Raw genomic sequence first — 14,096 nt, forward strand, 5'->3', positions numbered from 1 at the left:
GGCGTTCATGGTTCAGGCCTCGTGGGTGTGCGTGTCGGTGTCAGCCTGCTCGTTCTTCTGGCCATCGAGCAGACGGTAGTTGCGCCCGATCGGATGCGGCTGGTTGCGCTCCCTGGCCAGTTCGATCTGCTTCTGGCGATCGATGGCGCTGCGGCGGGTCTTCTCGCTCAGCGTCTCCCAGCAATGCGGGCAGCTGACACCCGGCGAGTAGTGCTCGCTGGCGCGGTCTTCAACGCTGATCGGCGTGCGGCATGCATGACATTGATCGTAGTCGCCTTCGGTGAGGTCGTGGCGCACGGTCACGCGATTGTCGAACACGAAGCAGTCGCCACGCCACTGGCTTTCTTCCTGGGGGACTTCTTCGAGGTATTTGAGAATGCCGCCCTTGAGGTGATACACCTCCTCGAAACCCTCGCCGAGCATGTAGCTCGAGGCTTTTTCGCAGCGAATCCCGCCGGTGCAGAACATCGCCACTTTCTTGTGTTTCGACGGGTCGAAGTTGGCCTTGATGTAATCAGGGAACTCGCGGAAGGTCGTGGTCTTCGGGTCGATGGCGCCTTCGAAGGTGCCGATGGACACTTCGTAGTCGTTGCGGGTGTCGATCAGCAGCACTTCGGGGTCGGTGATCAGGGCGTTCCAGTCCTGCGGCTCGACGTAGGTGCCGACCTTTTTGTTCGGGTCCACGCCCGGCACGCCCAGGGTGACGATCTCCTTCTTGAGCTTGACCTTGGTGCGGTAGAACGGCTGCTCGTCGCAGTACGATTCCTTGTGATCGATGTCGATCATGCGCGGGTCGTTGCGCAGCCACGCCAGCAGGCCGTCGATGCCCTCGCGAGTGCCGGAAACGGTACCGTTGATGCCCTCTTCGGCGATCAGCAGCGTGCCCTTGATGCCGTTTTCGACCATGGCCTGAAGCAGCGGCTCGCGCAGCTCGACGTAGTCCGAAAGGGTGACGAATTTGTACAGCGCCGCGACAACGATGGGTGCGGTTTGGGTCATGTTGCGTCTCCAGGTGGTGACCCTCGCAAAGGGCCTACCGGATGAAAATTTCAGATAAAAGCGTGCCGACCAGGCAACGCGGCGCGGATTCTAGCAAAAATCGGCGGGGTGCAGGCGGGCTGGTGTCGAATTCGCTACGGCATCGGCCTGTAGGAGCGCGCTTGCCCGCGATGGCGGGGTGTCAGTCAACAACGATGGCGCAGGCAGATCGCGTCGCGGGCAAGCGCGCTCCTACAGGGGTTACGCGATCCTGTAGGAGTGAGCTTGCTCGCGATCAGGGCAACATCATTCCCGGGCGGGAATTCAGTCATGCCCCCCGGCGCAGGTCGGCGAAGCAGGCGCTGCGCCCAGTTTCGCCCACTCGTCCGGGGTATAGGTGTGCAGCGCCAGGGCATGGAACTCACCCATCAGGCCACCGAGCAGGCCATAGACCTTCTGGTGGCGCTTGACGGCGTTAAGGCCGGCGAATTGCTCGCTGACCACCACGGCCTTGTAGTGAGTATCCGTGCCGCGACTGTGCATGTGGCTTTCATTGAGCACCTGCAGGTACTCGGGCTGAAAGACCGCCAACGCGGATTCGATACGCTGTTGCATGCTCATGTCAGGCTTCGCTTATGGCTTCTTGGCCGGGGCAGGCGCCGCGCCTTTCTTGGCGGCCGGGGCCAGCTCGTCGGTCATGTCGGCCAGCAGCTTGGTGACCACAGGCACTGCAGGCTGCAGTTTTTCCTGAGTCATCTGGAACGATTGCTGGCTGATCTGCGGCATCTTGGACTGGACTTTCTTGCCCAGCGGCGACTGGTAGAACGCGACCAGGTCCTTGAGCTCCTGCTCGCTGAAGTTGTCGGTGTACAGCTTGACCATGTCAGGCTGCAGCTTGTCCCAGCCAATGGCCTTGTCCAGCGCGGCGTTGGCCTGGGCCTGGTACTTTTCCAGAACGGCTTTCTTGGAATCCGGGGCTTTGGTTTCGGCAAAACGCTGGGCAAACATCTGCTGCGCCTGCATGTAGATCGGTGCGCCCAATTGATCGGCGTGAGCCAGTTTGAGGAAGGCTACGGCACTGGCCTCATGGCTGGGGGTGGCGGCGAGAGCCTGGCCGCTGGCGCATACCAGAGCGACCGCAGCACAGATGGCGCGAAGACGGGTCATCGAGTTTCCTTATCTAGCAAGCGAGGCTGAACCCCAAGGCCGAACATTCTGCGCTCCTTTTCACCTCGCGCTCAACCCCCGACCCTACGAGCGGTTGCACGGGGGGCTGTTTGACGGGCTGTCTTGAATGTTTCGCACGACCGCCTCGTACATTTTGTCGCACACTGTGGGGACATGTTCATCCCTGGCAGCGGTTCCCGGGAACCGGATCGGTTCTCTGGGTACTAAACTGCGCTAAACGACGTTTAAGGAGTGAGTCCAGTGAGCCGTACCGAAACCGATAGCATTGGTCCGATCGAAGTCCCCGAAGACGCTTACTGGGGGGCGCAGACCCAGCGTTCGCTCATCAACTTCGCCATCGGCCAGGAACACATGCCGCTACCGGTGCTGCATGCCCTGGCGCTGATCAAGAAGGCCGCAGCCAGGGTCAACGACCGTAACGGCGATTTGCCAGCCGAAATCGCCCGCCTGATCGAACAGTCCGCCGATGAAGTGCTCAGCGGCAAGCTCGACGACCAGTTCCCGCTGGTGGTGTGGCAGACCGGCAGCGGCACCCAGAGCAACATGAACGTCAACGAAGTGATTGCAGGCCGCGCCAACGAGCTGTCCGGCAAGGGCCGCGGCGGCAAGACGCCGGTGCACCCCAACGATCACGTCAACCGCTCGCAGAGTTCCAACGACTGCTTCCCCACGGCGATGCACATCGCCGCAGCCCAGGCGGTCAAGGAACACCTGCTGCCGGCCATCGCCGAGCTGTCCGCCGGCATCGCCGAGCAATCTTCGCGTCACATGAAGCTGGTGAAAACCGGGCGCACCCACATGATGGATGCCACGCCCATCACTTTCGGCCAGGAACTCTCGGCCTACGTCGCCCAGCTCGATTACGCCGAGAAGAGCATCCGCGCAGCCCTGCCTGCGGTGTGTGAGCTGGCCCAGGGCGGCACCGCGGTCGGCACCGGCCTCAATTCGCCCCACGGTTTCGCGGAAGCTGTGGCTGCGGAACTGGCCGCGCTGTCTGGCCTGCCCTTCGTCACGGCCCACAACAAATTTGCCGCACTGGCCGGGCATGAGCCGTTGACGGCGCTGTCTGGCGGGCTGAAGACGCTGGCCGTGACCCTGATGAAGATCGCCAACGACCTGCGCCTGCTGGGTTCCGGCCCCCGCGCAGGCCTGGCCGAGGTCAAGCTGCCCGCCAACGAGCCGGGCAGTTCGATCATGCCGGGCAAGGTCAACCCGACCCAGTGCGAAGCCTTGTCGATGCTGGCGTGCCAGGTCATGGGCAACGACACCACCATCTCCTTCGCGGCAAGCCAGGGTCATCTGCAACTGAACGTGTTCAAGCCGGTGATCATTCATAACCTGTTGCAATCGATCCGCTTGCTGGGCGATGGCTGCCGCAACTTCAACGAGCACTGCATCGCGGGCATGGAACCGGATGCCGGCAAGATGGCCGAGCATCTGGAACGCGGCCTGATGCTGGTGACCGCGCTGAACCCGCATATTGGCTACGACAAGTCCGCGCAGATCGCCAAGAAGGCCTACAGCGAAGGCCTGACCTTGCGTGAAGCGGCGTTGCAACTGGGCTTTTTGACCGATGCCGAGTTCGACGCCTGGGTACGGCCGGAAAAAATGCTCGAGGCCGGCAGCAATGGCTGAGCCGATCAGCGGCGCCACCCCACTGGAAGGGTACGGCAAACGCATCCTGATGGTCATCGGCTCGCCCAAGACCATCAGCTTCTGCCACGCACTGGGCGATGCGTACGCCCAGGGCGCGCGCAGCCAGGGCCATGTGGTGCGTGTGCTCAAGCTTGAAGAACTGGACTTCGACCCGGTGCTGCGCGGCGGTTATGAATCAAGCCAGACGCTGGAACACGACCTGTTGCAAGCCCAACGGGAAATCCACTGGGCGCAGCATCTGGTGTTCGTGTACCCGGTCTGGTGGGGCGGGCTGCCGAGCCTGCTCGGTGGTTTCTTCGACCGGGTGTTCATGCCCGGTTTCGCCTTCAAGGCCCACGGTCGGCATCATCCCTCCAACGAACTGCTCAAGGGCCGCACCGCCGAGCTTCTGGTGACCATGGACACGCCTTCGCGGTATTTCCGCTGGGTGTTCAAGGCACCGGCGCATCGACAGATGACCCACACGATCCTGGAGTTTTGCGGGATCAAAGTGAGCCGCCTGACGGAGTTCTCGCCGGTGCGTGGTTCGACCGAAGAGCAACGCCAGCAGTGGATTCACCAGGCGCAGGATCTGGGTAAGCGCTGACAGGCTCACGCAACTATTTCCCCGTAGCAGCACGGCTTGCCGGCGGGAGCGGTGGATCAGTTGACCTTGCGTTGCCTGACACGACGCTCCCGCCGGCAAGCCGTGCTGCTACGAGGATTGTGTGGCGGCCTGCAGCTGCGAAATCCTCCTGCCTCGTGCGTTCATTTGGAGTACAGTATCAATCAGCCAGTCCATCTTTCCGTCTCACGCTGTGGAAAGCCGACCGCGCTGGCCCCAACCAGGTTTAGCCGTCCTGAATCGTCCCACCCGACTCCCCGTCCGGAGCAGGCTATGTTGAGCAAGCGTGAGAAAGACCCCGAAACCGCCGTGCATTTTCGCAGTGACCGCGTCTCACGCGTCAATGGCATGTATTTCTTCAGCACCCGGGAAAACACCCTCGAAGGCCCCTTCTTCACCAAGGAAGACGCCGAGCGGGAAACCGAGGCGTACATCCGCCGCATGCAGGCGGGCAAGTTCGCCGCACACACCCCCTCCTCCCACAACGGCTGACCCTCAGGAATGATTGCGGCGAAAGGTTTCCTCGCCCATGGCCTTGATCTGCCCATCGATCAGGGCATCGAAGGGACGCAACAGTGCGTCGAATGAGTGCTGCGGCTCAAGGGTGTGCAGCGCATGGACGATGGCCTCAAGGGTGGATAACGCATCCGGCCCCGGCGCCTTGCGCAGCCGATAGCGCGAGCCTGGGGCGTTATCCAGCGTCACCCGAGGCAACGCCGCCAGCAGCGGGTTCAGGTGCAGCAGCTTGCGCGCCTTGCGCCACGTTCCGTCAGGCACCACCAGCAGGATCGGACGATCATCAGCGCTTTGGCTGACCAGGGCTTGCGCCTCTTCTCCCGGAAACAACAGCCTTGGCTGATAGCCCGGCTCATCGAGCAGATCGGCCAGATCCTCGAACACCTCGCCCACTACCAGCTGTGCGTTGGTCAGCCCCAGCGCGGCAAGGCGAGCAGTGTTCAGCGCATGATTGACTTCACTGGGGTGCTGCAGAATCAGCACGCGGGTGCGGCTGTCCAGTTGCGGAATCAGCCCGCACAAGCAGTGGTTTTCCGGGCGATGGCAGCGTTCGCAGCGGGCACGGGACATGGCGAGCGCCCTCCTAGAGCGGGTTCAACTGGGCTTTGAGCAGGTCGCGGAAAGTCTGAATCAGCGGCTCGCGACTGCGACCCCGGCGCAGGATCATCGAAAACGGCGCCTGATAGCCGAAGGTGGCCGGCAACAGTACCCGCAGGTGCCCGGAGTCCACCCAGGACTGTGCGTAGTGCTCTGGCAGGTAGCCGATATAGGCACCGGAGAGCACCAGAATCAGCTGCGCTTCCATACTTTCCACCGTTGCCGCGCTGTGCTTGAAGCCATGGCGCGCCAGTTCCGCCTGACTCCAGTAGCCGCGGCCGACCATGCGCTGCTGGGTAATCACCGGTTCCGGAATGCGCCGCTCGGCGAACAGTGGGTGCCGGCTGCTGCAATACAGCCAGTGCTGTTCGCGGTACAGCGGCTGGTAGAGCAGGCCGTTCATGCGCGTGGAGAACGAGCCGATGGCCAGGTCCAGGCGGTTGTCCAGCACGCCCAACTGCAATTCGTAAGGGCTCATGACCGACAGATGCAGATGCACCGCCGGGTGCTCTTCGCTGTAGGCGCCAATCACTTCGGCGAACGGCAGCGCGCGGTCGCTGACCGTCGAGTCGAGCACGCCCAGGTTCAGGGTGCCGCGCAGTTCGCCTTTGAGCGCTGCTGCGTATAATTCGAAGCCTTCCAGCTCGCCCAGCAGGCGCAGGGTTTCCTGATGAAACAGCTCGCCTTTGCTGGTCAGGCTGAAACCACCACGGCCACGGTGGCACAGCACGATGCCCAGCGCCGCCTCAAGCTGGCTCATGTAGGTGCTGATCGCCGAGGTCGAGAGGTTCAGCTCCTGCTGGGCGCTGGCAAACCCCTGGTGGCGGACCACACAGACGAAGATTCTCAGCAGTTTCAGATCGGGCAGTGCGTTGGCCATGGTGCATCCGGAAAACGGGATCGGCGAAAGCTTAACCTGATTTTCACGATAGTTCAGAAATCTCTGAACTAAGTATTTTGCCCCAGCGATTCTTTGCAGGCCGCCCGGTTCGCAGAATCGCCACAGGTCTACTCATATTAATAATCAACCGATGAGGCAATCCCGTGGACAAGATTTTCCACCAACCACTGGGCGGCAACGAAATGCCGCGCTTCGCCGGCATCGCAACCATGATGCGTCTGCCACACCTGCAATCGGCCGCGGGCCTTGATGCCGCCTTCATTGGCGTGCCACTGGACATCGGCACCTCGCTGCGGGCTGGCACCCGTTTCGGCCCACGTGAAATCCGCGCCGAATCGGTGATGATCCGTCCTTACAACATGGCCACGGGCGCCGCGCCCTTCGACTCGCTGTCGGTTGCCGACATCGGCGACGTCGCCATCAACACCTTCAACCTGCTGGATGCCGTGCGCATCATCGAAGAGGCCTACGACGGCTTTCTTGAGCACGGCATCATCCCGCTGACCCTGGGCGGCGATCACACCATCACCCTGCCGATCCTGCGGGCGATCAAGAAGAAGCACGGCAAGGTCGGGCTGATCCACATCGACGCCCACGCTGACGTCAACGATCACATGTTCGGCGAGAAAATCGCCCACGGCACCACCTTCCGCCGCGCCGTCGAAGAAGGCCTGCTGGACTGCGACCGCGTGGTGCAGATCGGCCTGCGCGCCCAGGGCTACACCGCCGAAGACTTCAACTGGAGCCGCAAGCAGGGCTTCCGTGTGGTCCAGGCCGAAGAGTGCTGGCACCAGTCGCTGGCGCCGCTGATGGCTGAAGTGCGCGAGAAAGTTGGTGGCGGCCCGGTGTACCTGAGCTTCGACATCGACGGCATTGACCCGGCCTGGGCACCTGGCACCGGCACCCCGGAAATCGGCGGCCTGACCACCATTCAGGCGATCGAAATCATCCGCGGCTGCCAGGGCCTGGACCTGATCGGCTGCGACCTGGTGGAAGTCTCCCCGCCTTACGACACCACCGGCAACACCTCGCTGCTGGGCGCCAACCTGCTGTACGAGATGCTCTGCGTACTGCCGGGGGTTACCCACCGCTAGACACCAAACCCGCCGCCCGCTCCGGGATCAACCGGAGCTCGCTGGCAACCCCCGACCCTGTAGGAGCAAGCTTGCCCGCGATCGCGATGTGTCAGCTACCAGAGATGTCACAGGTAGATGGCCGTCGCGGGCAAGCGCGCTCCTACAGATCTGCACACAACACAAGAAACAGCCATCACCGCTGACCGCCTGCGTGATTTCAGCCGGATGATTCGCGACTCACTATAAAAACAATGATTGGAGACACTCCATGGCTTTAGATATTTTCGTCGTGCTGATCTACGCAGCCGGCATGCTGGTGCTGGGCTGGTACGGCATGCGCAAGGCCAAGACCCACGAAGACTACCTGGTCGCCGGCCGCAACCTGGGCCCGAGCCTGTACATGGGCACCATGGCTGCCACCGTACTGGGCGGCGCCTCGACCGTAGGCACCGTGCGCCTGGGCTATGTGCACGGCATCTCGGGCTTCTGGCTCTGCGCCGCGCTGGGCCTGGGCATCATTGCCCTGAACCTGTTCCTCGCCAAACCGCTGCTCAAGCTGCGCATCTTCACCGTCACCCAGATCCTCGAACGCCGCTACAACCCGATGGCCCGCCAGGCCAGCGCGGTGATCATGCTCGCCTATGCGCTGATGATCGGCGTGACCTCGATCCTGGCCATCGGCACCGTCATGCAAGTGCTGTTCGACCTGCCATTCTGGGTGTCGGTGCTGCTGGGCGGTGGTGTCGTGGTGGTGTATTCGGCCATCGGCGGCATGTGGTCGCTGACCCTGACCGACATCGTGCAGTTCATCATCAAGACTGTCGGCCTGATGTTCATCCTGTTGCCGATCTGCCTGTACCGCGTCGGTGGCTGGGACGAACTGGTCGCCAAGCTGCCAGCGACGAGCTTCAGCTGGACCACCATCGGCTGGGACACCATCATCACCTACTTCCTGATCTACTTCTTCGGCATCCTGATCGGTCAGGACATCTGGCAGCGCGTCTTCACCGCCCGCACCGATAAAGTCGCGCAGGTGGCAGGTTCCGTTGCCGGCATCTACTGCATCATCTATGGCCTGGCCTGTGCGCTGATCGGCATGGCCGCTCACGTGTTGCTGCCTGACCTGGCCAACCCCAACACCGCCTTCGCCGCAATCGTCAAAGCGTCGCTGCCGGACGGCATTCGTGGGCTGGTCATCGCCGCCGCCCTGGCCGCCATGATGTCCACCGCCAGCGCCGGTCTGCTGGCCGCCTCGACCACCCTGACCGAAGACCTGCTGCCCAAGCTGCGCGGCGGCAAGCAGTCGAGCCTGGGCATCAACCGCCTGTTCACTGCCCTGACCGGCATCGTGGTGCTGGCCATCGCCCTGGTGGTCAACGACGTGATCAGCGCCCTGACCCTGGCGTACAACCTGTTGGTCGGCGGCATGCTGATTCCGCTGATCGGTGCGATCTACTGGAAACGCGCGACCACCGCTGGCGCCATCAGCAGCATGGCACTGGGTTTCATCACTGCCCTGGTGTTCATGTTCAAGGACGGCCTGGACGCCAACACGCCGATCTACTACAGCCTGGCCGTTGGCTTGGTGAGCTTCGTGGTGGTCAGCCTGGTGTCGCCACAGCGCGCGGTCGCCACCAGCGCCGCCTGATCCGGCTGTAACGCTGTCGCAACAGATCAAGGGCGCCTTCGGGCGCTCTTTTTTGTGTCCGGTTACAAATAATCGCCAGCGGGGAAGCAATCGCCCAGGACAAAGTTGGGCTAGCCTTAATCAGGACAGCACCGCGCCAAGAGGCCGCAATGGCGATGTATTTCAGGGAGTGAGTTGCAGCCGGCTGTCTTACGACAATCCTCTGGTTTCATGCCGTCGGGGTGATTTTCGAACACGTCACAGCCGAGGCTTGTCATGGACCGTCATGAAATCCAGCAGCACGTTTTCGATACACTCGGGATCATTCTGGTAGACAAGGATCCGATCCAGGACGATGCCCTGCTCACCGATCTTGAACTGGACGAAGAAGACTTCAGCGAGTTCTTCAGCCACCTGCAATCGGAATTCGGCATCGTGGTGCCGGGCAAGATCAAAAGTCAGATATCCCACCTGCCGGGCCCATCGCCCTATCAGCAACTGACGTTGCAAGGCCTGGTAGACCTGATTCTGGTGCAGATGAAAGGACGCAAGCAACATTGAACGCAGATGCGTTCGATTACTGTCCGGGACGTGGTTGCGCGGATGTCTCGTTGCCGGGCGGGCATCGAGGCGGTAAACGACAAAGCGGGCTATCGGGCGATAGCACCGCTATTTTTACGACTGGACTTTCATCCGGCTCAGGGCGAAAGCCGTCCAGCGTTAGCGGCGAGGGCGACGACGCTCGTCATCATCGGTTCGCACGGGAATGGGTTGCAGCTTCGGCCGCTCGATCAGACCCAATGCAACGCCCACATCGTGAAGCCATTCTTGCAGTTTGCTGTTCATATAACGCCCCCTTCAGGGAAATGCCGGCAGCCAACTTCTGGTCCGCTTAAGGCAGATCATAGTGCTAAGTCGCACTTTACGCCTGCTACCGAGTGTCGCGGCAGAAAATTTTTCCTTCTTTATGAACAGACATTTCAAACCGCCGTTAACCGTGGTTTTACCCGACCAACGGCGGTGTATTTGTAACGCTTTGTTTATCCCGAAACCGCAGGCGTCAGCACGCTGCCTTCATGGGCCTGGCTGCGACGGGCAAACAGATAGAACAACGCACCACCCAGGAAACACCCGGTAAACCAGGCGAAATTGGCCATGGACTGCAACGCCGGAACGAAGGTGATCGCGATTCCGGCCAGAGTTGCCAGCACCAGCGCCTTGACGGCGGTGTAATTGACCCCGCCGCTGTACCAGTAGCGCCCGGTGGGGCCGTCGTTGAACAGCGCATCGACGTCGATCTGCTGCTTTTTGATGAGGTAGTAATCCACCAGCAGAATCCCGAACAGCGGGCCGATGAAAGCCGCCAGCACATCGAGGGTGTAATGGATCACGGCCGGGTTGTTGAACAGGTTCCACGGCGTGATGAAGATCGAGGCCACGGCGGCGATCATTCCGCCCACCCGCCAACTGATCTTGCTCGGCGCCACGTTGGCGAAGTCGAAGGCCGGGGAAACGAAGTTGGCGACGATGTTGATGCCAATGGTGGCCGTGACGAAGGCGAATGCCCCCAGCAGCACCGCGACGTTATTGTCGATGCGGGCCACGGTGGCAATCGGGTCGTGCAGCATCTCGCCGAACACCGGCAAGGTGCCCGAGACGATGACCACCGTCACCAGGGAGAAAGCCAGAAAGTTGACCGGCAACCCCCAGAAATTGCCGCGACGCACCTCGGACATGCTGCGGCAGTAACGGCTGAAATCGCCGAAGTTGAGCGTAGGGCCGGAAAAATACGACACCACGAGAGCCGTTGCCATGATGACCTGGGACACCGCTTCCCAGCCTGTCAGCGACTTTTCCGACAGGGTGAAGCTGATATTGGCCCAACCGGCTTTCCAGACAATCCAGCCTGCCAGCAGGAACATCACCGCATACACAACCGGCCCTGCCCAATCGATGAAGCGGCGGATCGAGTCCATACCGGTCCAGAACACCGCCGCCTGCACCAGCCACAATGCGAGGAAACCGAACCAGCCAAGGTAGGACAAACCTGCAAAATGCGGCTCGGCATACACCGACATCTGTGGGAAGAATCGCAGCACCACGATGATCAGCGCGCTGGAAGCCAGGTAGGTCTGCACCCCGTACCAGGCGACGGCAATCAGCCCGCGGATCACCGCAGGAATGTTTGCCCCGAACACCCCAAACGCCAGGCGGCAGATCACCGGATACGGAACGGCGGCCTGCTGACTCGGTTTTGCCAGCAGGTTGGCGATCACCTGGATGATGCAGATGCCCACCAGCAAGGCGATCAACACCTGCCAGCTCGCCAGTCCCAGGGCGAACAGGCTGGCGGCGAACACATAGCCGCCGACGCTGTGCACGTCGCTCATCCAGAAGGCAAAGATGTTGTACCAGCTCCACTTCTGCGGCAGCGGCCCCAGATCCCGGTTATAGAGGCGCGGGCTGTATCCCTTGGGCAATGGCTCGGTCATCGCATTTCTCCCTGATCGGACGAAACCGGCTCCCGAAGCGTACTGGCTGACCACACTGCGTACGGGAGCAGGTATGGGTTGTATACGAACCAATAGGCAGAATGCGTGCCATCGTTATTTCATCAGCCGCAAACCGGCCTCGGATAAGGACTTAAGAGGATCAGAACACGGCGAATAACAGGGCAAATGCTCACTGACAGTGCACGAATGCCTGATCAAGGTGCATTACAGAAATGTATACAAACCCGTGAACCGTAGCAGCACGGCTTGCCGGCGGGAGCGTCGTGTCAGGCACCTCATCAGTGACTGATATACCGCTCCCGCCGGCAAGCCGTGCTGCTACAGGGGTGGGGGTTCACTCAGGCAACTGAACCAGCCCCTTCCTCATCCGTCAGCGCCCGTTCCAGCAGATCCGCAGGCAGGTTCTTGCTCGCTCGCGCACCCAGCAACTTGAGTTGTTCGCTGCGGCTCACCAGATTGCCACGCCCTTCGACCAGCTTGTTGCGCGCCGCGCCATAGGCCTTGTCCAGTTGCTGCAAACGGTTGCCCACCTCGTCAAGGTCCTGGATGAACAGCACGAACTTGTCGTACAGCCACCCTGCCCGCTCGGCAATTTCCCGGGCGTTCTGGCTCTGGCGCTCCTGCTTCCACAGGCTGTCGATCACCCGCAGGGTCGCCAGCAGGGTAGTCGGGCTGACGATCACGATGTTGCGGTCGAAGGCCTCCTGAAACAGCGTCGGCTCAGCCTGCAACGCCGCCGAAAACGCCGCCTCGATAGGCACGAACAACAACACGAAATCCAGGCTGTGCAGCCCTTCCAGGCGTTTGTAATCCTTCCCGGACAAGCCTTTGACATGGCTGCGCAACGACTGCACATGCTGCTTGAGCGCATTCTGGGCGATCAGCGTGTCATCGCTCGAAACGTACTGCTGGTAGGCAGTCAGGCTGACCTTGGCGTCCACCACCACCTGTTTGTCGCCGGGCAGCATGATCAGCACATCGGGCTGGAAACGCTCGCCATCGGGGCCCTTGAGGCTGACCTGAGTTTGATACTCGCGGCCTTTTTCCAGCCCTGCATGCTCGAGCACACGCTCCAGGATCAGCTCGCCCCAGTTGCCTTGTGTCTTCTGGCCTTTCAGCGCGCGAGTGAGGTTGGTCGCCTCATCGCTCAAGCGCTGGTTGAGCTGTTGCAGACGCTCAAGCTCCTTGCCCAGCGAGAAGCGTTCACGGGCTTCCTGCTGATAGCTTTCCTCGACGCGCTTTTCGAAAGACTGGATGCGTTCTTTCAATGGATTGAGCAACTGACCCAATTGCTGCTGGCTGGTTTCGGCGAAGCGCTGCTCGCGCTCGTCAAAGATTTTCCCCGCAAGCTCCGCGAACTGGGCACGCAACTCGTCGCGAGAGCCCTGCAGGTCATTGAGGCGCTGTTGGTGACTTTCCTGCTGCTCGCGCAACTCGGCCCCCAGAGAGGCGCATTGGGCGTCCAGCCGCCGCAGTTCCGCTTCCTTGTGGCTGCGCTCCTGCGCCCAGTCTTCCTGGGCCTGGCGCGCGTGTTCGTGCTGCTGACGCAGCAATTCGGCCTCCCGGCGCAGCGCCGCAAGATCGGCCTGCTTCACCGCATTGGCCTGGCCCAGGTCGCTGATCTCGTCGCGGCAGGCGTCCAGTTGGGCGTTGAGCCCATCCTGGGCCATCTGCGCATTGCTCAAGCGCTCGTCTAGCAGCGCAGCCTCTGCCTCGCGTTGCGCTACCCTGCGCTGCAGTTGCCACGCCAACCCCAGCAACGGCAACGCCGCTGCCCCCAATCCCAGCAACAGGCTGGTGAGGTCCAAAGCCATAAAATTCCCCAACTCACGATTACGCTGGCGGCATTATGCGCAGAAGCTGCGTTGGCGTCAGATTCTGATTGATGATCTTGGGAGGAAGGAAAAAAGCTTAGTACAACTGCGCAAAGGTGCGTACTAGAGCAAGCGCTTGGGACAATCCACAGAAGCTGTGGATAACTCAGTGGACAACGCCCCTTTAACCCCCGCAAACGCAGGCAGAATGGGGCCTGCGTTCAAACTGACGATTTTTTCACCAACAAAAAAAAGCGATGATTTTCATTGACTTAATATTTCGCCGCTTGAAATCAAGCTGTTAGGACAGAATGTGACAGTGAGATGGCAGCTAATCGCGTTAATGTGCACAAGTCAATTTCCAATCGCTATAAAGCCTGTGGAAAAAAGTGCGTTTCAGCTCTTGTGCAGCGAAAAACCGGCAAAACGCCATCCCAACCTGCCGCTGGCGCTTCAAAATGAAGATACGACCTGGGCGTTGAATCACAACTGAACGACACAATTGCCATGCCCGGGTTGACAAACGGTTCCAATTAAAGCTTGCAATTGTGTCAGCGGGTGGATAAAGTGCGCCCCGTTAGTACCAAGCTGAAAGTCAATTCTGGTCGAACAAATCCCCGATCACG

Annotated in this window: 14 protein-coding genes; 6 read left to right on the top strand and 8 right to left on the bottom strand. The window is 61.0% G+C overall.

From position 1 onward, the window contains the following. Positions 1-12: 12 nt before the first annotated feature. From ACIPOO_RS02540 to ACIPOO_RS02550, 3 genes are all read right to left on the bottom strand, one after another. Positions 13-999, bottom strand: coding sequence for a rhodanese-related sulfurtransferase (locus ACIPOO_RS02540; protein ID WP_400604184.1), 987 nt, complete (start codon positions 997-999; stop codon positions 13-15). A 303-nt stretch (positions 1,000-1,302) separates the two neighbouring features. Continuing rightward, positions 1,303-1,599 (bottom strand): BolA family transcriptional regulator, encoded by a 297-nt coding sequence (locus ACIPOO_RS02545; RefSeq protein WP_274135406.1) that lies wholly within the window; start codon positions 1,597-1,599, stop codon positions 1,303-1,305. Positions 1,600-1,611: 12 nt separating this feature from the next. Beyond that, complete coding sequence (locus ACIPOO_RS02550) at positions 1,612-2,145, bottom strand: DUF2059 domain-containing protein (RefSeq protein ID WP_274135404.1); 534 nt, start codon at positions 2,143-2,145, stop codon at positions 1,612-1,614. Between the two features lie 261 nt (positions 2,146-2,406). Between ACIPOO_RS02550 and ACIPOO_RS02555 the strand changes: the two genes are divergently transcribed. The 3 genes from ACIPOO_RS02555 to ACIPOO_RS02565 all read left to right on the top strand — a co-directional run bounded on the left by ACIPOO_RS02555 (position 2,407) and on the right by ACIPOO_RS02565 (position 4,918). Continuing rightward, positions 2,407-3,801 carry a class II fumarate hydratase gene (locus ACIPOO_RS02555; RefSeq protein WP_400604186.1) on the top strand — a complete coding sequence of 465 codons (1,395 nt, stop codon included), beginning with the start codon at positions 2,407-2,409 and terminating at the stop codon, positions 3,799-3,801. After that, positions 3,794-4,408: an NAD(P)H-dependent oxidoreductase gene (locus ACIPOO_RS02560; RefSeq protein ID WP_274135400.1), complete on the top strand. Its 615-nt coding sequence runs from the start codon at positions 3,794-3,796 to the stop codon at positions 4,406-4,408. The genes ACIPOO_RS02555 and ACIPOO_RS02560 overlap by 8 nt, the downstream gene beginning before the upstream one ends. 291 nt (positions 4,409-4,699) lie before the next feature. Continuing rightward, the gene (locus ACIPOO_RS02565; RefSeq protein WP_274135398.1) at positions 4,700-4,918 is read left to right on the top strand and encodes a DUF6316 family protein; all 219 of its coding nucleotides are present in this window, start codon (positions 4,700-4,702) and stop codon (positions 4,916-4,918) included. A gap of 3 nt (positions 4,919-4,921) precedes the next feature. On the opposite strand, the gene ACIPOO_RS02570 is transcribed toward ACIPOO_RS02565, so the two are convergent. Together ACIPOO_RS02570 and ACIPOO_RS02575 are read right to left on the bottom strand one after the other, a co-directional pair. Continuing rightward, positions 4,922-5,512, bottom strand: coding sequence for a tRNA-uridine aminocarboxypropyltransferase (locus tag ACIPOO_RS02570; RefSeq protein ID WP_274135397.1), 591 nt, complete (start codon positions 5,510-5,512; stop codon positions 4,922-4,924). Positions 5,513-5,525: 13 nt separating this feature from the next. Then, positions 5,526-6,419 (bottom strand): LysR family transcriptional regulator, encoded by an 894-nt coding sequence (locus ACIPOO_RS02575; protein ID WP_274135395.1) that lies wholly within the window; start codon positions 6,417-6,419, stop codon positions 5,526-5,528. A 164-nt stretch (positions 6,420-6,583) separates the two neighbouring features. On the opposite strand from ACIPOO_RS02575, the gene speB reads away from it, so the two are divergent. The 3 genes from speB to ACIPOO_RS02590 all read left to right on the top strand — a co-directional run bounded on the left by speB (position 6,584) and on the right by ACIPOO_RS02590 (position 9,704). Further along, positions 6,584-7,534, top strand: coding sequence for an agmatinase (gene speB / locus ACIPOO_RS02580; protein ID WP_274135393.1), 951 nt, complete (start codon positions 6,584-6,586; stop codon positions 7,532-7,534). A 250-nt stretch (positions 7,535-7,784) separates the two neighbouring features. Beyond that, positions 7,785-9,164: a sodium:solute symporter gene (locus ACIPOO_RS02585; protein WP_400604190.1), complete on the top strand. Its 1,380-nt coding sequence runs from the start codon at positions 7,785-7,787 to the stop codon at positions 9,162-9,164. A 255-nt stretch (positions 9,165-9,419) separates the two neighbouring features. After that, positions 9,420-9,704, top strand: coding sequence for a hypothetical protein (locus ACIPOO_RS02590; protein WP_400604192.1), 285 nt, complete (start codon positions 9,420-9,422; stop codon positions 9,702-9,704). A gap of 159 nt (positions 9,705-9,863) precedes the next feature. On the opposite strand, the gene ACIPOO_RS02595 is transcribed toward ACIPOO_RS02590, so the two are convergent. From ACIPOO_RS02595 to rmuC, 3 genes are all read right to left on the bottom strand, one after another. After that, entirely contained in the window at positions 9,864-9,989 is a 126-nt protein-coding gene (locus ACIPOO_RS02595) for a PA1414 family protein (protein WP_256601618.1), read from the bottom strand. A gap of 194 nt (positions 9,990-10,183) precedes the next feature. Then, a complete protein-coding gene (locus ACIPOO_RS02600) occupies positions 10,184-11,635 on the bottom strand; it encodes an NCS1 family nucleobase:cation symporter-1 (protein WP_400604194.1) in 1,452 nt (483 codons plus the stop codon). 359 nt (positions 11,636-11,994) lie between these two features. Next, positions 11,995-13,356, bottom strand: coding sequence for a DNA recombination protein RmuC (gene rmuC, locus ACIPOO_RS02605; RefSeq protein ID WP_400605169.1), 1,362 nt, complete (start codon positions 13,354-13,356; stop codon positions 11,995-11,997). Positions 13,357-14,096 lie beyond the last annotated feature (740 nt).

It is taken from the genome of Pseudomonas sp. NPDC090201, assembly GCF_044746825.1.
Classification (GTDB): Bacteria; Pseudomonadota; Gammaproteobacteria; order Pseudomonadales; family Pseudomonadaceae; genus Aquipseudomonas; species Aquipseudomonas putida_AD.